A 19,757-nucleotide genomic window follows, 5' to 3' on the forward strand; every position below is an offset into this window, starting at 1 on the left:
TTACACCCAATCTTATGAAATTCAATAAATGGATTTTGATTCTTGTTCTAGGGGCTATAGCCTTAGTGATCATAAGTCTACCAAAAAATAATGCGGTTAGCATAAGTAAAACCCAAGAAGATTCTTTGGCAGTCTTAAAACATCGAAAAGAAAAAGACATTTCGATGAAAGAGCAAGAGGATTCACCGATCAAAAATAAAGAAACATTTAAAGGTCTTACTTATTTCCCTTTTTCTAGTGCTTGGCAAATAGATTTTGAATTAGAAAAAAATAATAAAGTAGATAAAATTGCTTTGCCCATGAGTGATGGCACCCAAGAAGATATACTTTATATAGGAGATATTAAAGCCCAGATAAACGGACAAGTGGTTCGTTTGAAATTATATCAACATGATAATGGTGATTTTTTCCTTCCTTTTAAAGACAAAACCGCCCCCACAGAAACTTATGGAGGCGGTAGGTACTTAGATATACCCCTAATAAATCTAAACGGTAAAATACTTAAGGCGGATTTTAATTTGGCTTATTTTCCTTTTTGTGCTTACAATCCGGAATATGCTTGTCCTGTTCCGCCAGCGAGTAACCAACTAAATTTTAGGATACCCGCTGGAGAAAAAAACTAGTTTACTTGATTAATGGATGCTGCTCCTGACAGGTCTTTGCTGATATTAGGGACACCTTTATACGAAACTTTAGATGCTCCAGAAGCGTCAACACGTAAAGTCTTTTGGCTTTGAATACTAACATGACTTGCTCCACTAGCCTCTACATCTGTATCACGGGCCATCAAATTAGTACCATCCAAGTGACTTGCACCTGAAGCATCTACATTTAATTTGCCAGCATGTCCACTAATATTCAAATGAGAAGCTCCTGATAAATCCACATTTAATTTATCAGCATTAATTTGATTTAATTGTCCTCTAGATGCTCCACTAAATACAAAACTCATTTGTTCTTCATTGGAAAATCCATCTACATCAACACGACAAGCACCTGAAAATTCAGCATTGGCTAAACGAGGCATGGTGATGACCAAACGGATTCTTTTACGATTCTTACCCCAGTTAAAACCCCAATTGCGGTCTTTATAAGAAACCTTCAAGGTATTCCCATCGATGTCTACTTCTAAATCATCTACGTCTTCTTGACGTCCATATGCTGCCAAAGAAAATGCACTTCCTTTGCTTACTTTAATTTCAAAAGCATGACCTAAATCTAAGTTTTGAAAACCGGATACTTTAAACTTTTTAGAATAATCTTCTGGAGATGCGAATGCCACGATGGACATAAATAATGCTCCCAGGAAAATGAATAAATTGAATTTTGTTTTCATAATTGTTATTAATTTGGAATGTAGAGAAGATGAAACGAAAGATCAAAAGGTTGCATGATCCTCCTATTATTTTTGTGTTTTAATATTTACTTGTAGATTGGACATCGTTGGATAGCTCAAATTAGCATCCATGGATTTGTTACCAGTAATACTCTTAATCACTTGCAAATCCATTTTAGATTGATCTTTTAGGGAAACAATGGCCTTTTGAGCAACCAAATTAGGAGCAATTAGTTCCGAGTTTTGATCAGATGAAGCAATCAATAAATCCGTAGTTCCGTCGATATTGACACTATGGAAATTATGTAAAACCACTTCTAATTTAGCCTGATTAAACCCTTTGATTTCTGTTCTGGCATTTCCTCCCAATTCTACTTTAGAAAGCTTAGGAGATTGTATTTCAATCTGAACGCCTGATTGAACTTTGTCCAATTTCAATACCCCATTGAACACTTTGGCTTCTGTTACAAAACTTGGCTTATCATTTCCTTCAAAACGAATTACATATTTATCACCAGGAACAATTCGAATGCTAGCACCTTCTGTATTTAAGGCTTCGATGCTTTGAAAGTTCTCCAAATCTTTACTGATAGAGAAATTTACACCTACTTCATCCGAAGAAGAACGATCCTCATGGAAAGACTCTTCCCTATCTTCAATCGGTTCTCTGTTAATACATGTCAAGCCTTTTTCAGGTGTAAAATTCCACAACGAACCCACAAATAAGTCACCAGTGCTGTCGTTGAAGTAACCTCCATGAATTTCATTTTCAATATAGGATGCAAAATCACGCGTCATACCAAAGCTTTGACCAAAAGGAATCAACACCTTCACTCGCATACGTTGGTTTCTAAACTTTTGATTCGTAATTCCAAAATGACTGTCAAATGTGATTTTATCATTTTGAATAGAATAGTCGTATTTAATGCTTCTGGCATTTTTCTCTGCATCTAAACGGTCCTTCCCGTTTGATTTCGAAAATTCAATAACTTGAATGGTCGTACCAGAATATCCTTCGATGGTGATTTGTGTCCGAGTAAATCCTTCTCGGTTATAATCATGCATATCTTCATCATCCAAGATCTCATCCACCAATTCTCTGCTACCTAACATTTTTTCCCAAATTGATTCTTGAGATTCCTTTTTGATATCAAATACAAATGGCTTGGAAGGAATACTAATGTCTTTAACTTGATTAATAGAAGCTGTTCTTGAAAAATTTCTTCCAACGGTAGGTAAGGCTACAAATAAACCAACCCATCCAATAATGCACAAAGTAGTAGCGATGTATTTATATGTTCTATTATAAAATTTACGGTTGGCTAATAAGGACACTCCAGAGATAATAATAGATACCAAAATTGGAAGAATGGCAGCGATAAAAGCTAAATAAGTCCATGAAGGCAAATCATTGGCTAATAAATACAAAGGAATAGCTTCACCAAAGGCAATTTGAACTTGACCATGATCTAATCCTGAGAATCCAACTGAAGAAAACGTAATTAAGGCAATGATACTACCTAAACCAAATGCAGTTAAAATGATACCAAATGCTATTTGAACTATCCAACGAAGAGCAATAAAAAAGCCCTTAAATGCTCCAAAGAATGCAGCAATTAATCGAAATGGAACTAATAATATACGAGTCAAAGCACTTTCTTCAGCCTCATCTTCCTTTTGGAAGTTCTTTTTAATGTTGTTTTCAATATTTTCAAGGGTGATAGGTTCACCCGTCATTTCCATTTTATCGGTCAGGGTTTTAGCCTCTGGTGCTATAATTAATATCACCAGATAGGCTACAATTCCTGTTCCAAAAAACAAAACAGATAAAACAGCTAACACACGTAATAGACCTAAATCCCATCCTGTGTAGGCAGCAAATCCGGAGATAACACCACCAATTACTTTCTTTTCAGGATCACGGTAAAATTTGCGGAAGGATTTATCCTCTTCTAAATTGATTTCACCAGGGATAGCGATCCAGCAGATAACATAAGCCCAGAAGATCACATTAGCTACATGAAATAATGGGATCAGTCCAAAGAAACCTACGATCATACATAAACGTACCCAAATTGGATCAGCATGTAAATAACGAGCCAAACCTGATGCCACACCACCAATCATTTTCCTTGACAAATCACGTCGAAATATTTTTTGATGAGGAATAGACTTTTCTGAATGAGTTGAATGAGCCTGAGATGAGCTATTTTCTTTCTTATCTTCTTCGCTTTCTAAAGCCTGAAAATCAGCTACAGTTCCTAAAGAAGCAATTAAGGCATTGACATGCTCTAATGAAATGGCCTCTGTTTTTTCGTCTTCCCGAATGCCCCAGAATTTCTCTGCAATTCTTGCTTCAATGTCAGCAATAATCTCTTTTGAACCTTCGAAATTCTCGAAGTAAGCATGGATGGATTTAATATAAGCATCCAATGTGGCAAACGCATCTTCCTCGATATGGAAGATAATCCCTGCGATATTAATTGAAAGGGTCTTTTTCATACAATGATAGATTTATGAATTGGGGGTGGTGGGATTGGTTATTTGAAGTACTGATCCTTGTAACTCATCCCATGTTAAATGAAGTTCTTCTAAAAATTCTCCTCCTTTTTCTGTTAATACGTAATACTTACGTGGTGGGCCTGAGGAAGATTCCACCCATTTATAATCTAAAAACCCGGCATTTTTTAGTCGAGTTAAAAGAGGGTATAAGGTTCCCTCCACTACCATGATTTTTGCTGAGGTTAATTCTTCCAACATGTTGGATGCGTACACCTCGCCTCGCGAAATAATCTGCAGAATACAGAATTCCAAAATTCCTTTCCTCATCTGCACCTTGGCATTTTCAATATCCATCGGTTTCTGTGTTTTAATGTGATACAAAACTACGTAAGGTACTTTGCATTACATAGTACCTTAGAAACTTTTTTTTGATTTTTGGATAAACGGTGACTATTTTGTGATGAATAGCCTTTTTTAGGTTCGAAAAATATCCCCATGTTCAAAGAAGTCTCCTTACCTCTAGCCTTTTACAACCGCGATACATGGCTTAAGGTGGCTTTTTTTGCAGTTTGCGTTTTTATGGCAGGCTTTTCACTCTACTTTACAGATGGTTTAGTGACTAAATTAGAGGAAAGAGAAAAACAGCAAATCGAATTATATGCAGAGACCATTCGTTACGTAATGACGAGTGATGAGAATGCGGATATCAATTTCTTTTTTGAAAGAATTAAAAAAATCAATGAAAACAATACCATACCCGTTATATGGAAAGATGGTTCTGGGCATTTAAACTCCATCAATATCCCCATGCCAAGTCAGCTTTCTACCGAGGCTAAGCAAGTTATTCTTAAGCAAAAACTGACTGAAATAATTTCAGAAAACAATAAGCCCATCGAAATGGATATGGGTTTTCAGAAAGAATACATCTATTATGGGAATTCCAAACTACTAAAATTATTAAGATACTACCCCCTTTCTCAATTACTGGTTGTATTGATCATTGGATTCCTTGGATACATCTTTTTCTCCTATTCCAGAAGAGCAGAGCAAAATCGGGTGTGGGTAGGTTTAGCGAAAGAAACGGCACATCAATTAGGTACCCCGCTTTCTTCACTAACAGCATGGGTTGAAATTCTAAGGAATGAGCCTAGTATTGATCCGAATATTGTCATTGAATTATCGAAGGATATTCAACGTCTTGAGACTATTACCACTCGTTTTTCTAATATTGGCTCAGCACCTATTTTAAAAGAAGAGAATTTAGAAGAGCTAATCACTACCTTCTTACAGTACTTAAAGAATCGAATTTCTAGTAAAGTACACATTGAAATCATTAGTATGTTAGCCCCTGACCAGGTAGCAAAAGTCAATCGTTATTTATTTGAATGGGTGATAGAAAACATTTGTAAAAACGGTGTAGATGCCATGAGTGGAAGTGGATCCATTCAAATTATTCTTTCAGAGGGGAAAAACAATTTGATATATATCGATATTTCTGATACTGGAAAAGGGATTTCTAATAAGAATATGTCCAAAATATTTTCTCCTGGATTTAGCACCAAGAAAAGAGGTTGGGGATTGGGACTTACATTGGCCAAAAGAATCGTAGAGAATTATCATGAAGGAAAACTCATTTTAAAATCCACAGAAATCAACAAAGGGAGTACTTTTCGTATTTCCTTGCCTAAGCCTCCCATCCACGCATGAATTCCCCCAATTTTGTTTTTGGTTCTGCCTTAGTTGTCATTTCCATTGGCTACGTGCTAAAAAGCTTGGGATTTGTCACAACAGATGATGCCAAAAAGATTTCAAAGTTTTTAATGCATACCACTTTTCCTGCCTTGGTATTCTCGACAATGATCAAGGTCCAATTCACTTCTGAATTATTGTGGCTCCCTTTCATTTGCATTGCCTTTGCCATACTTTGTTCCTTTGTTGGATTTCAGATTTTCAAAAAAGAAGGCCCTGAGTATCGAGGAATCTTAACGATGGGGTGCTCAGGTTATAACCTTGGATTGTTTGCATATCCATTGATCGAAGGAATTTGGGGGTGGAAAGGATTAACATATGCCGCCATGTTTGATATTGGTAATTCATTTATCAATTTCATATTAACCTATGGCATGGGGAACTATTTCTCAGCTAAAGCCAAAAAAGGAAATATGTGGAAGCACGTATTTAAACGTATTATGTCGCTTTTCCCTTTTCAAGCCATGGTGATTGGATTATTGGTCAACCTACTTGAAATTCCCCTACCATTTTTTTTAACTAACATTGTGGATACCATTGCACAAGGAAACAAGCCTTTAGTATTACTATTAATGGGTATTTATTTCAGTGTAAGACTCCCAAAAAAATCATTCTTGAAAGTATTTCAAGTACTTGGTATTCGCTATTTATTAGGCCTATCCATAGGCTTACTTTTATTTTATAGCCTCCCCTTTGATGCTCATTTTAGAAATATGATGTTAATCTGCATCATACTTCCTGTAGGCATGACACTAATTACTTATTCGGATGAACTAAACTTTGATACCTCTATCGCAGGTGCATTGGTTAATTTTTCCATGCTAATCAGTTTTGCACTCATGTGGATATTGGTAGCTGTATTCCAAATGGCTACTGCCTAACCAAATAATTTTGGTAATTTGCAGAAACAAATGCCCCTAATTTACGTTTGGAGTTAAAGCAATTATTCAAAAATGGTAGTACCCTACAAAAATCAATCGCAAGGAAAAAAGGAACAAGTTGCAGAAATGTTCAATTCCATTTCACCCAAATATGATTTCTTAAATCATTTACTTAGTGGTGGAATCGACATTATTTGGAGAAAAAAAGCGATTAACTTGCTAAAAAACAAAGGGATAAAATCACTATTGGATATTGCAACAGGCACAGGTGATTTTGCCATCGAAGCCTTAAGGATACAGCCTGAAAAAATCACAGGGGTTGATATTTCACAAGGTATGTTGGATGTGGGAATCGAGAAAATAAAAAGACTGGGATTACAAGATAAAATACAATTGCAATTAGGAGATTCTGAAAAGCTACCCTTTTCGGATCAAAGCTTTGATGCTATAACCGTGAGTTTTGGTGTTCGAAATTACGAAAACCTAGAGAAGGGCTTGAGTGATATGTTACGTGTGTTGAAACCTGGAGGATATTGCTTGATTCTTGAATTTTCTAACCCAAGAAAATTCCCCATGAAACAATTGTATGCCATCTATTCCAAATTTATTCTTCCAATATTGGGCAGATTGATTTCCAAGGATCCAGCAGCATATACTTATTTACCAGAATCAGTTCAAGCCTTTCCAGATGGTCAAAACTTTTTAGATATTTATCAACGTGTTGGATATGTCGATACTCAATGGATACCCATGACAGGCGGCATTTGTTCCATTTATTTAGGTCAAAAATCAAAATAGGATTTGAAAAAGCTATTGATTCTTATTGTTTTTAGCCTAGTTGGCTTTCACTCTTTGGCCCAAGGGAACAAATACATTCGAATAAACAATGAATTCTATGATGATAAGAGAGTTCACTTTGGTTTCCTTTTCGGATTAAGCTCGAGTAATTTTAGTATGGAGGCTGATCCAAAATTAGCACCTAGTATTTCGCCTAGAAATTTTGGATTTCAAATTGGAGGTCTAGCCAATTATTCATTTAACCCATTTCTCGAATTAAAATCTGGAATCAATATTGCCCTATATGACCGAGAAATTACCTTCACCCAGCCTAAACCAGCGGAACCTATCAATATAGCGAGAGAATCTACTTGGTTTGAAATCCCCGTTTTATTGAAATATAAATCCATTCGTAGAATGAATCATCGAATGTATGTCTTAGCGGGCTCCAAATTTGGTGTCGAAGCCAACGTAAAAAAGAATAGTGCTGCTTTAAGTGCTCAAACCGTAGATTTCGCTTTGGAATATGGTTTCGGATTTGAAGGATTTTTCAAATACTTCAAATTCACCCCGGAAATCAGATTTTCACATGGAATAGCCAACTTATATTCAGCACCTTCCATTTCTACCAATCCCTATTTCAAGGTTAGTAGATTAAACACTCATAATGTAACCTTATACATTAATTTCGAATAATTACTTTAATCCCTTTCTTGCCAATTTAGGATCAACTTTCGTTTCAAAAACACTAACGGCAGAAACACCAAACCATCCAGCCCCTTGTAAGGAGGAATTAGCATTTAGGTTCTGAATATTCGTAGGAATATTAGCTGCAGGCCTAGAAAATAAACCTGCATTATTTAATTCTAGTCGAGCCTGAGAATAAAAGTTGAATTGATCCTGAGAAATAGAATATAACTCAACCTTAATTAAATCATTTTCCAAATACAATTCTGGAGAAATGGATCTACGAATAGGAAGATTAAATGTCAGACCATCAGATGCTGCTCCTTGTTGGAACGCCCCATCATAGATAACAGATATATTAGACGGGTCATTATATAGCTTGCCATTTTTATAGGTTTTAACTCGATAGCAATCTCCCAAACCTAAAAAGTCTTTGGCAAAGAATTGAGCATCATATCCCTCTTTTGGTTTATTGTCTCCTCTTTGTCGACCCGAAGCCTCATCAAATTGATATAATAAAGAATCTATCGTAGGTACTCGCCTCATCGTAGCTGAAGCAGTAAATAGCTCATTGGACCAGTTGATGGATAATTGATAAGTCATTCCCATCTTACCTAATATGTCTGTAGCAGCTTTAGGTTGCCAAACATAGGTACCCGCCTGATCTTTTTGCTCCACAAACACATATTCTTGACCCATGTTATCTCGAACTTTTACCTCTGCCCCACTAATTTTTGGACTTACTGTATTATCAAAATAGGCTTGAGATTTAGAAAGCATGATTTTTTGAGGCCCTGCTAAGTTGGTCAATGTGGCTTCAACCACGAGGTAGTTATTGGATTTAGGACTTTCTAATTGTACGATATCCTCACAAGAACTTAGTAATGTGATAAAAAGGATACTTAAAATATAAATAGCTGTGTTTTTCATGTTAGAACGAGAAGTTATAGGTTACTGCTGGAACAAATGACCCAATAATCGACAATTGTACTGCCTCCGTTTGAGCTGAATTTGTTTCATTCGGTCGAGTATAAACTGAAAAAGGATTTTTCCGATTGTATAAGTTATATACGGAGAATACCCATTCTGATGTGCCTTTTCCAAACAGGCCTTTTTTGTTTTTCTTGGTAGCAGATACATCTAATCGATGGTAATCAGGTACTCGAATATTACCTCTTGTGCCAGGTATAGTTTGTGGATAGGCAATACCTTCGTAAACATATTTTTGAACTGGAATTGAATAAGGCACCCCTGTGATGTAAGCAAAATTGGCTCCCAATGACCATTTTTCATTTAAGGCATATTGCCCAATCAAATTTAAGGTGTGTGTGCGGTCATAACGACTTGTATACCATTCGTTATTATTAATTCCCTCAATCTTACGCTCTGTTCTAGCCAAAGTATAACTCAACCAGCCTGTTAGTTTGCCTACATTTTTCTTAACAAATACTTCTAAACCATAGGCTCGACCATCTCCAAATAATAAGTCTTTCTCGAAATAAGGATTTAAAAACAAGTTTGCTCGGTCAGCATAATCAATCTGATTTTGCATTTTTTTATAATAGACCTCTACCGAAGCCTCATAATCATTACCGCCTTCTCCATAGTTCTTAAAAAATCCCAAAGCTACTTGATCGGCAATTTGTGGCTTAATATTATTGGTAGAGCTCGTCCATACATCTAAAGGAGTCGATGCTGCTGTATTGGACATTAAATGAACATATTGCGACAAACGGTTAAAGCTTGCTTTGAAAGACGACGCCTCATTCAATGTTAAATTCAATGCCAAACGAGGCTCAAAATTTCCATATGAAGCAATAACCTGATCTGAATTTACTTTATTAATCTGCAAAACATATCCCGATGGATTTTGCGCTGACATAGGAACAGCTATCCGATTATAATATTCTCCATCTAAACTTTGGTAATCATAATGTGAATAACGTAAGCCATATTGCGCTGAAAATTGAGGTGAAATCTTCAATTCATTTCCTACATAAAAAGAAGTTTCCAGTCCTCTTTTATTAGCTTGACCAAACTCACGCTTCTCTCCAATGGATGAAGCAACTGCCTGACCTGGTTTAAATTCATACGATAGAATCTGACCTCCAAAAGTCAATGTATTATCAGGAGTGATATAATAGGTAAAATCAGGCTTGAAACTCAAATTAACGATATTGGAAGTCCAACGAAAGGAATCATTTGGACGTTTATTTTGTAAGTCAGAATCCAACAAGTAATCATAATTACTATAAAAACTGGTGGCATTTAAAAATAACTTATTAGAAAAGACGTGATTCCATCGAGCTGATAATGTCCCATTACCCCAGTTAAAACCAAAACCTGTTCCAAAAACATCTCGACCAAAATAACCCGACAAAAACACGGTATTTTTAGAATTGATGTTATAATTGACCTTAGCCGTCAAATCATAAAAATTAAATTGGGCATTTGCATTATTACCTGTCAGAAATGGCTTAGCCAATATATCAATATAGGATCTTCGGGCAGCCACTATAAAAGATGCTTTGTCCTTAATTAAAGGTGCTTCTATGGAAAGTCGAGAAAAAATCACCCCAATTCCACCATTCACTTCTAATTTTTTTGTGTTTCCTTCTTTCATTTTAACGTCCAAGATCGACGAAACTCGACCGCCATATTGGGCAGGAATACCTCCTTTAAACAACTTAACGTCCTTTACCGCATCAGGATTAAAGACAGAAAAGAAGCCAAATAAGTGTGAAGAATTGTACACTGGTGCATCATCCATCAAAACTAGATTTTGATCTACTCCACCACCCCGAACATTGAATCCTGATGCCCCTTCTCCTACGGTGCTAACCCCAGGTAATAATTGAATGGCTCTAACTAAGTCTACTTCCCCTAATAATGCTGGAATCCTTTTGATGGTTTTTATATCAATCTTATTGACTGACATCTCGATACTCTTCACATTTTCATCCACTGCCTTGGCCGTAACTTTGACCTCAGCTAATTCGCTATCAGCAGGCTTCAACTCAACTGAAAACTGTTGGCCCTGATTAGAAAACACAATTTTCTTCTCCACTCGCTCATACCCAGTGTAAGAAAAAACCAAGGTATATTCACCTGGAGCAAGTGTTAAACTATAAAAACCATAGGTATTACTCTGATTTCCTACTTTGAGCTCTTTGACGTAAACATTAGCACCTATCAATCCTTCTCCATTGGAACTGTCTTTGATATATCCGCTTAAAGTAGCTTTTTGTGCATATATAGTGCTGTAAAACAGACTAAATATGATAATAATGAGATGTCGAAATTTCATTGATTTAGATTATTGAACACTTGAGTATAATGATTGACACAAAGATAAACTTACAATGTGACAATAAAGTTTCAAAAACTTATAATCTGAAAATTTGACCATATTTAATTTTTAAAAATAAATCAGTAACATATTACCGATTTATTTTTATTTTAATTTTTTGTACTACTTTTACATCACAATCAAGAGAAAAACGATGGACTTGAAAGTTTTTGGCGAAATCATCCGAGAAAAAAGAAGCGCACTTCGACTAAACCAAGACGAATTGAGTGAAAAAAGCGGAGTTGCCATTAAAACAATCCATTCCATTGAATTGGGAAAAGGAAACCCAGCCATTAAAACCATTCTTCGATTGTTCGATATACTGGAACTAGATTTAATTGTCATAGCCTCTAAACCTTAATCAATTTACCATGGAACAGGCCATTAGTTTTGAACGAGTACCCACCCACATTTATTCTGATTCAGAAAAAGCTTCTAAAGCTGTTGCTCTAGAAATTGCTTCTCTAATTCGCGAAAGAGCCAAAGAAAAGAAACCGGCAGTCTTAGGATTGGCAACAGGTTCCTCTCCTAAAAAGGTATATCAAGAATTAATCCGAATGCATAAAGAAGAAGGATTAAGCTTCAAAAATGTGATTACCTTCAATTTGGATGAATATTATCCGATGCAACCAGATGCTATTCAAAGTTATGTCCGATTCATGAAGGAACAACTATTTGATCATGTTGACATCCCATTGAATAACATCAATATTCCAGATGGAACATTATCCATCGAAAAAATCCCTGAATTCTGTCGTGATTACGATGAAAAAATTGAAAAACTTGGTGGATTAGATTTTCAATTATTGGGAATCGGTCGAAATGGACATATCGGTTTTAATGAACCGGGCTCCTTAATTAATTCGAGAACTCGTCTGATGACCTTAGACATTAGCACCAAAATTGATGCAGCCATTGATTTTGGAGGATTAGAAAAGGTGCATAAAAAAGCGATCACGATGGGTATTGATAAAATCATGCATGCTAAGCGTGTGATTTTATTGGCTTGGGGTGAACATAAGGCTGAAAGTGTAGCTCGTGCCGTAGAAGGTCCAGTGACTTCAGACATTCCAGCTTCTTATTTACAGCAACATAATAATGCTACTTTCATTTTAGATGAAACAGCTGCTGCGGCATTAACCCGCATCAAAACACCCTGGGTGGTAGATTCTGTTATTTGGGATCGTAAAATGATCAAAAAAGCAGTGACGCATTTGGCACTACAGTTGGATAAGCCTGTTTTAAAATTAACAAGTAAAGATTACAATGAACATGGTCTTTCCGAACTACTATCCTTGTATGGTCAGGCATATGATATCAACATTGAAGTATTTAACTACTTGCAACATACCATTACAGGTTGGCCAGGTGGAAAGCCTAATGCTGATGATACCCACCGTCCGGAAAGAGCATTCCCAGCCAAAAAGAAAGTCATTATATTTAGTCCACACCCAGATGACGATATCATCTCCATGGGTGGTACATTCCAACGTCTTCATGATCAAGGACATGAAGTCCATGTAGCATATCAAACAACAGGTAACATTGCCGTTGCAGATGATGAAGCACTTCGTTTTGCTGAATTCGTAGTAGATTTCAATGAAAAATTTGAAAACTCGAATCCAAAAGCTAATAAGATTTACAAAGAAGCTGTTAAGTTCTTAAGAGGTAAGCTTGATTCAGAAATTGATATTCCATCTGTTCGTGAAATCAAAGGTCTAATCCGTAAAGGAGAAGCAAAAAACACGTGTCGCTTCGTTGGAATCAAAAAAGAAAATACCCACTTCTTAGAAATGCCTTTCTATGAAACAGGTACTGTTCGTAAAAATCCGATTGGAGAAGCGGATGTCCAAATCATCATGGATTTAATTGAAGAAATTCAACCACATCAAATTTATGCGGCAGGAGATTTAGCCGATCCACACGGAACCCATAAAGTTTGTTTGGATGCCATTTTAGAAGCTGTTCAACGATTAAAGCATCGTGAATACATGAAAAATTGCTGGGTTTGGTTGTACAAAGGAGCCTGGGCTGAATGGGATATCGATCAAATTGAAATGGCTGTTCCTATGTCGCCAGATCAAGTGTTTCAAAAGCGTATGGGTATATTCAAACACCAATCTCAAAAAGATGGGGTTGTATTCCAAGGAGATGACTCGCGTGAATTCTGGCAAAGAGCAGAAGAACGCAACCGTGGAACCGCCAGCATTTACAATAAATTAGGACTAGCTGAGTACGAAGCCATGGAAGCATTCGTACGCTGGAGATTTTAATAAACCACCTCTAAACCAAAGCCTCAAATAAGATTTCGGCGGTATGCTTCGCTTCGCGTTGCGTACCGTCGTGAATCTGGTGACGACAGCTTGTACCTGATGCGGCTATAATAACTTCTGGAGCTTGAGCCCGAACTGTAGGAAAGAGTACTAATTCTCCTATTTGCATCGACAAATCATAATGTTCTTTTTCGTAGCCAAATGAACCTGCCATACCACAGCAACCTGAAGGTATCAATTGTACTTCATAATTCGGAGGCAAGGATAAAGCCTTTTTAGCTGGCACTAAAGAGCTAATGGATTTTTGCTGACAATGTCCATGCAATTTAATTAATCGCTTTTCTTGAGTAAACTGATTCGGTGAAATTCGCTTAGCTTCCAATTCCTTGGCAATAAACTCCTCTAGCAATAAAACATTTTTTGCCAGTTCCTTCGCTCGATCAACCCAAGCTTCCGATACTAAATCAGGATACTCGTCTCGAAAAGTTAATAAGGCTGATGGCTCAATACCCACCAATGGCACTTCTTGACTCACTAAATCACTCCACAACTCCACATTTTTCTGAGCTAATTCCTTGGCTTCGTCCAACATACCTTTTGATAAAAAGGATCTACCAGAGATTGGGTGGTCTAATGTTCTAACCTCATAGCCCAATGCTTCCAAAAGTAAAACAGCCTTTCTTCCTACTTCAGCATCATTGAAATTGGTAAATTCATCCACAAACAAAAACACGGCCTTATTGGAAGAAATGCTGGGCCTATTTTTCAACCAAGCTCTCAAGGTCTGATTCGCCAACAATGGCATACTTCTGTTTGGATGGAAACCTACAATCCGATTCGCAATGCGGCGCAAAAATGGAGTACCCATCACTAGGTTATAAGCAAAAGGAATTTTAGATGCTATGGAAGAAATGCTAGAGAAATGGCCTACCAACCAACTGCGAATAGGCAAACCTTTTTCTTTTTGGTATTGGTATAAAAACTCCATTTTCAATTTGGCCACATCCACATTAGATGGGCATTCCGATTTACAACCTTTACAAGCTAGGCATAAATCCATCACCTCTTTAATCTCTTCATGGGCAAATCGATTCTCTTGAGGAGAACGAGTTAAAAATTCACGAAGAATATTGGCACGGGCACGAGTGGTTTCTTTCTCATTACGAGTTGCCATAAATGATGGACACATCGTACCTCCAGAAATAGGCGTTTTTCGGCAATCTCCTGAGCCATTACATTGCTCAGCATGTTGCAATACATCCTGATCTTGATAGCGGAAAGCCGTTTTGAAATCAGGAGTTATTTGACCTGCCTCATAACGCAAAAAGCTATCCATAGGTGGCGTATCCACAATTTTATTAGGATTGAAAATCCCTTTAGGGTCCCACCAAGATTTCAACTCGCGCATCAATTGGTAATTGGACTCACCTACCATCCAAGGGATAAATTCTCCCCTTAGTCGGCCATCACCATGTTCTCCTGATAAAGAACCTTTATATTTTTTCACTAAACGGGCTATTTCTTCCGCAATATGGCGGAACATCTTATGCCCTTCTTTAGTCTTTAGATTAATAATGGGTCTTAAATGCAACTCCCCAGAACCAGCGTGTGCGTAATGCACACAATAAAGATTATTCTCAGAAAGAATCACATTGAACTCAGCAATGAAAGCTGGCAAATCATTGACATCCACAGCTGTATCTTCAATTACGGCTACAGCTTTTTCATCGCCTGGCAAATTAGATAATAAACCTAAACCCGCTTTTCTCAAATCCCAAACCTTCTTGACATTCTCACCAGTGATGTATGGAAAATGATAACCAAGGTTTTCTGAAAGCATCGCTTTTTCAACCTCCTTGGCTTGTGACGCTAATTCATTGGGATCATCAGAAAGTAATTCCACCACAAGAATAGCTCCAGGATCACCTTCCACAAAAAAACGATTTTGTCTTTGCTCAGGATTGGCTTTGGTACATTCCAAAATATAATGATCCATCAATTCTGAGGCTGAAGGATTAAATTTCAAGGCAATCAAATTAGCTCGTAATGCCTCATCAATCGTATTAAAGTGCGCACAAACTAAACCTAAATGCTTAGGTGGAAGCTTGTCGACATGCAATTTTATTTTGGTAGCAAAACAAAGCGTTCCTTCCGAACCCGCCAACAATGCACAAAAGTTAAAGGGTGCTTTCTTGGATTCAAAAGCATCCGTATTCAACAACATATCCACAGCATAGCCCGTATTTCGACGGTGAATACTTGGTTTTGGAAATTCATCTTGAATTTCCTGCTGTCTTTTAGAATCGGAAAGTGCTTCTAAGGTTTTAGCATAAATGGTATGTAAACGCGTGCCCTCTTTCAAACCTTTCAACGTTTCGAAAGGATTTTCAGAGCTAAAGTTGACCAAAGTCCCATCAGACAAATAACCTTCAACTTCCAATACATGGTCGCGCGTGGAGCCATATACAACGGAGTTGGATCCACATGAATTATTGCCCAGCATACCACCTATCATGGCGCGGTTAGCAGTAGACGTCTCTGGCCCAAAAAATAGACCGTGTTTTTTTAACTCAACATTCAACACATCTCGAACCACACCAGGTTCTACCCACACATAGGACTCTTCTTCATTGATTTCTAAAATTCGGTTAAAAAACTTGGATACATCTACAATGAGAGCTTTGCCCACAACTTGGCCTGCCAGAGATGTTCCAGCGGTTCTTGGAATTAATGGTAAAGCATGCTGATCCGCAAATCGAATAATTGTTTCTAAATCCTTTTGAGTTTCAGGAATAACAACTCCTAAAGGCATTTCACGATATGCCGAGGCATCCGTGGCATACAAAGTACGCATCACCGTATCGGTAAATAATGATCCTTGAATTTTCTCAGCTAATTCAGCTAAGACAGGTGTTGTTTCAACAGTAGAAAGCATGAAATCAATATCTAATTAAGAGCGCAATTTAACCAAACCTTGCGTGAGTAACAATTGAGCAAGGATATAAGTGGACATCACCCAAAAGGAATTCCCAGGAAATGAATGATAAAACTTGTTTATAGCCAATAAACTATCTGACAAAACAAATAATATCGCACCACTGAGTATACATTGATAATTCCAAAGTGAAACACTGGATTTTCTTTGTGAAGCGAACCAAAGCATTGTTCCTAAACTAATTGCATAGATAACAACTGGAATAGCTAATGCTAAGTTCATTTGAGGTAAAAGGAGACTCAATAAACCTATTACATAAATCGCCACCAAGACCGTCATCCCATTTACCGGACTTAACACTTTATTGGTCTGCTTTTTAAACATCTCAATGTAAATCCATTGCATGATCAAAAAACCACCAAGGCCAAGCTGAAAATACAAGGGATTACTACCAGGAATCATCAAAAATACATCTCCTAACCAGGCAAAAAACAAAGCTAACAAGATGGTTGGCTTACGTTCCACATCTTTTGAAACGAAGACATAGGCCATCAACAATAACATGAGGGCTGGTTTAGCAAGGTACCGTACTTGAGAGAGAGAAGGAAAGAGCATTGGAACAATCACATCCATGAAGGCTGCAATTCCATACAACAACAAGAAAATCCTTGGCCCTTTCATTTTATCCTATTTCAGTAGTTTCCCTTCACAAATTTCTTGGTCAATAATGTAATTCGGGCGATTTTTCGATTGGAAGAAAATACGTAAGATGTATTCACCCAAAATACCAATCGCCAATAATTGAATTCCTCCAAATAAGATGATTACAAATAATAAAGAGGTAAATCCTTCAATCACTTGACCTATAAACAATTTCTTGATTACGACATAAAAGAAATACAAAAGAGATGACGCAATGGCTAAGAAACCTGCTGAGGACACAAATTTAATAGGGAACTCGCTAAAATTAAATATCCCATTCAAGGCCAATTGAACCAACTTAGAAAAGGTATATTTTGAATCTCCAAAGGCGCGTTCTTGTCGATTGTACGAGATGCCTATTTGCTTAAATCCAATCCAGGTTCTCATTCCTCGAATAAAACGACTCTCTTCTGGCATTTGATTTAAAATATTCACTACTTTTCTACCGATGAAAGAGAAATCTCCACTATCCAAAGGAATATCTACATTGGCTATTTTCTTCAATATTCGGTAGAAAATAAAATAAGCCATGCGCTTATACCATGGTTCTTTGCGCTTCTCACGAATAGCATAAACCACCTCATAGCCTTCCAAATGTTTGGCATAAAACTCTTCCAATAACTCGGGAGGATCTTGTAAATCTCCATCTAACACAAAAACACCTTCTGTGCCACGAGCTACCGATAAGCCAGCCGTAAGCGCCAATTGATGCCCGTGATTTCGAGATAATAAAACCACATGGAAGCGAGGGTCAACTAATGCTAATTGTTTCAACATAGCTCGAGAATTATCTCGACTGCCATCGTCAATCAATACGGCCTCTAAACTTATTGGGGATTGATCCATTATCTTGATCAATCGCTCTACGAGTGTAGGTAAATTACTTTCTTCGTTATAAACTGGAATCACGAAGGAAACCTGGGGAATTCCATTTGTCATGCGTCTAATATCTATATTTCCCTTTTTTGAAGTCAAAAATAAGCAATCTTCTGCCATTTTTTTTCTTTAAAAGCACGGAATCTTGAATTAAGGTATCTATTTTCTGAACATATAAATCAGTCGGTTCAAAGTACACATTGGTTAATTGGGCATCACTCACATCCGCCGCTCTTACTTGTAAATGTGCTGAATTCAAAAAATTATTCATTTTTGAAGGATAAATCACGGTATCTCCTACTTGATACTGTTGCTTGATTTTATGTGCGATTTCGATGTAAGGGTTTGACCTTCGATCATGAGCAAAAGTATATTTCTGTACTTTATCCGAATAGAGTGGCAGCAATATTTGAACCAAATAATTCACCTGTATGAATAAAAATATACTGCTCACAATCCGTATCCAAATGGCTTGTTGAAAAGCATATTCAGCCAAACCCACTGAAATAAATATCCCAAATGGGAGTCCAAAACTAGCATAGCGCAAGAAAAAACCTGTAGTTGTACCTGCATTAATGGCTGATAGAATTAATACTAGAACTGGAAAAGCAATCTGGATAATCCCAAATATATAGAATGACCTAACTTCTTTAGAAAGGCTTTTTAGCCAAGAGATCACTCCTACGCCGAACAACAACAAGCAAATGGCGCCAATTTTAAATCCATGGCGAACATATAAATCATTGGTCCACAAAAATTGATCCGATAATATGGAAACCGTTCTTTTATACAAATTGCCGGCAGTTGCAGGCTCAATCCACCCAGCTATAGGACCACTATGTTCTAAAAACTCGCGGTATTGCTTGGCGGCATCTGCCTGATATGCTAAAAAATATTGTCCTGGCCCCCATAGCATCCAACTAGCAAATGGAATAATGACTAATATACCACTTAGGATATGTTTTTGCCAAAATTTCCAAGAGTTTCTTTGGGTTAAAGAGAAAATCAATTGACCCACAAAGACCAAAGCTGTAAGGTATGTGCTGAATAAAGCTGCCAAACTAGTAAGCATCCATAGGATCCACTTTTTACGTGTACTTTTCTGTTGGTTCTCTGCTTGCATAGCAGACCAAAAGTAAAAATTGGAGGCTGTAGTAAAGAAAATGCTGGTGGTATAATTTCTGGCCTGTTGGCTATAAATCACAAAAAATGGTTCTATGACAGCTAAAGCTAATATGATGATTGGAAAGACTCTTGATTGAGGTCGAATTTTTCGAGCCCAGTAGAAAAGTAGCCAAAGCGTCAACATATTAAAAAGGACTGAAACCGAGCGAATGACTCCATCTTCTTTGCCAAACAAAAAGGCAAACAATTTCAGCATCATGTCGTGCACTAAACTATTCCCACTGACATCGCCACGGGCATCTGCGTCTAACCAGGCCTTGATACCTCTAGACTTCCAAAAATCTTCTGGTGTAAATGTCTTTGGAGGAGCTAACATATCCGTCATTCCACCAAAATTGGTATTTCCTACTGCTAAAAGAAGGCTTTGCTTTTCATCTCCAAATAAGCCAAATTGACCAATATGATAGGTTCTTAGGCCCAATGCCAAGAGCATTAAAGCAAAAAAACTCAATACAAAAAGGCCTTTATTTTTCATCGAACACATTTAGCTAGAAAACATAAAAAT

Annotated in this window: 16 protein-coding genes; 7 read left to right on the top strand and 9 right to left on the bottom strand. The window is 37.1% G+C overall.

The annotated features are described in order from the left end of the window. Positions 1-14: 14 nt before the first annotated feature. The gene (locus HME7025_RS10105; protein ID WP_161956235.1) at positions 15-623 is read left to right on the top strand and encodes a DUF1684 domain-containing protein; all 609 of its coding nucleotides are present in this window, start codon (positions 15-17) and stop codon (positions 621-623) included. On the opposite strand, the gene HME7025_RS10110 is transcribed toward HME7025_RS10105, so the two are convergent. From HME7025_RS10110 to HME7025_RS10120, 3 genes are all read right to left on the bottom strand, one after another. After that, on the bottom strand, positions 620-1,336 hold the full coding sequence (locus tag HME7025_RS10110) for a head GIN domain-containing protein (RefSeq protein ID WP_109323568.1): 717 nt from the start codon (positions 1,334-1,336) through the stop codon (positions 620-622). The genes HME7025_RS10105 and HME7025_RS10110 overlap by 4 nt on opposite strands. Positions 1,337-1,402: 66 nt before the next feature. After that, positions 1,403-3,838: a PspC domain-containing protein gene (locus HME7025_RS10115; protein WP_109323569.1), complete on the bottom strand. Its 2,436-nt coding sequence runs from the start codon at positions 3,836-3,838 to the stop codon at positions 1,403-1,405. A gap of 12 nt (positions 3,839-3,850) precedes the next feature. Next, the gene (locus HME7025_RS10120) at positions 3,851-4,192 is read right to left on the bottom strand and encodes a PadR family transcriptional regulator (RefSeq protein WP_109323570.1); all 342 of its coding nucleotides are present in this window, start codon (positions 4,190-4,192) and stop codon (positions 3,851-3,853) included. Positions 4,193-4,333: 141 nt separating this feature from the next. On the opposite strand from HME7025_RS10120, the gene HME7025_RS10125 reads away from it, so the two are divergent. The 4 genes from HME7025_RS10125 to porT all read left to right on the top strand — a co-directional run bounded on the left by HME7025_RS10125 (position 4,334) and on the right by porT (position 7,941). Next, on the top strand, positions 4,334-5,545 hold the full coding sequence (locus HME7025_RS10125; protein WP_109323575.1) for a sensor histidine kinase: 1,212 nt from the start codon (positions 4,334-4,336) through the stop codon (positions 5,543-5,545). Beyond that, positions 5,542-6,468 carry an AEC family transporter gene (locus HME7025_RS10130; RefSeq protein ID WP_109323581.1) on the top strand — a complete coding sequence of 309 codons (927 nt, stop codon included), beginning with the start codon at positions 5,542-5,544 and terminating at the stop codon, positions 6,466-6,468. The genes HME7025_RS10125 and HME7025_RS10130 overlap by 4 nt, the downstream gene beginning before the upstream one ends. Before the next feature lie 72 nt (positions 6,469-6,540). Then, positions 6,541-7,266 carry a bifunctional demethylmenaquinone methyltransferase/2-methoxy-6-polyprenyl-1,4-benzoquinol methylase UbiE gene (gene ubiE / locus HME7025_RS10135; RefSeq protein ID WP_109323582.1) on the top strand — a complete coding sequence of 242 codons (726 nt, stop codon included), beginning with the start codon at positions 6,541-6,543 and terminating at the stop codon, positions 7,264-7,266. Between the two features lie 3 nt (positions 7,267-7,269). After that, complete coding sequence (gene porT, locus HME7025_RS10140; RefSeq protein WP_109323583.1) at positions 7,270-7,941, top strand: type IX secretion/gliding motility protein PorT/SprT; 672 nt, start codon at positions 7,270-7,272, stop codon at positions 7,939-7,941. Here porT and HME7025_RS10145 read toward each other — a convergent pair whose 3' ends face one another. Both HME7025_RS10145 and HME7025_RS10150 read right to left on the bottom strand, forming a co-directional pair. Further along, complete coding sequence (locus tag HME7025_RS10145; protein WP_109323584.1) at positions 7,942-8,862, bottom strand: DUF4249 domain-containing protein; 921 nt, start codon at positions 8,860-8,862, stop codon at positions 7,942-7,944. It abuts the gene before it with no gap. Between the two features lies 1 nt (position 8,863). Beyond that, positions 8,864-11,239, bottom strand: coding sequence for a TonB-dependent receptor (locus HME7025_RS10150; RefSeq protein ID WP_109323589.1), 2,376 nt, complete (start codon positions 11,237-11,239; stop codon positions 8,864-8,866). Positions 11,240-11,435: 196 nt separating this feature from the next. Between HME7025_RS10150 and HME7025_RS10155 the strand changes: the two genes are divergently transcribed. Further along, positions 11,436-11,642 carry a helix-turn-helix transcriptional regulator gene (locus HME7025_RS10155; protein ID WP_109323591.1) on the top strand — a complete coding sequence of 69 codons (207 nt, stop codon included), beginning with the start codon at positions 11,436-11,438 and terminating at the stop codon, positions 11,640-11,642. Between the two features lie 10 nt (positions 11,643-11,652). Beyond that, complete coding sequence (gene nagB, locus HME7025_RS10160; RefSeq protein WP_109323592.1) at positions 11,653-13,554, top strand: glucosamine-6-phosphate deaminase; 1,902 nt, start codon at positions 11,653-11,655, stop codon at positions 13,552-13,554. A 10-nt stretch (positions 13,555-13,564) separates the two neighbouring features. On the opposite strand, the gene HME7025_RS10165 is transcribed toward nagB, so the two are convergent. From HME7025_RS10165 to HME7025_RS10180, 4 genes are read right to left on the bottom strand one after another with little or no spacing between them, the layout of a single operon-like run. Beyond that, the gene (locus tag HME7025_RS10165; protein ID WP_109323593.1) at positions 13,565-16,489 is read right to left on the bottom strand and encodes an FAD-binding and (Fe-S)-binding domain-containing protein; all 2,925 of its coding nucleotides are present in this window, start codon (positions 16,487-16,489) and stop codon (positions 13,565-13,567) included. Between the two features lie 15 nt (positions 16,490-16,504). Continuing rightward, positions 16,505-17,170: a lysoplasmalogenase gene (locus tag HME7025_RS10170; RefSeq protein ID WP_109323595.1), complete on the bottom strand. Its 666-nt coding sequence runs from the start codon at positions 17,168-17,170 to the stop codon at positions 16,505-16,507. A gap of 6 nt (positions 17,171-17,176) precedes the next feature. After that, complete coding sequence (locus tag HME7025_RS10175; protein ID WP_109325395.1) at positions 17,177-18,130, bottom strand: glycosyltransferase family 2 protein; 954 nt, start codon at positions 18,128-18,130, stop codon at positions 17,177-17,179. Between the two features lie 4 nt (positions 18,131-18,134). Further along, positions 18,135-19,727: a glycosyltransferase family 39 protein gene (locus tag HME7025_RS10180; protein ID WP_161956236.1), complete on the bottom strand. Its 1,593-nt coding sequence runs from the start codon at positions 19,725-19,727 to the stop codon at positions 18,135-18,137. Positions 19,728-19,757: the final 30 nt, after the last annotated feature.

It is taken from the genome of Aquirufa nivalisilvae (assembly GCF_003143535.1).
Classification (GTDB): Bacteria; Bacteroidota; Bacteroidia; order Cytophagales; family Spirosomataceae; genus Aquirufa; species Aquirufa nivalisilvae.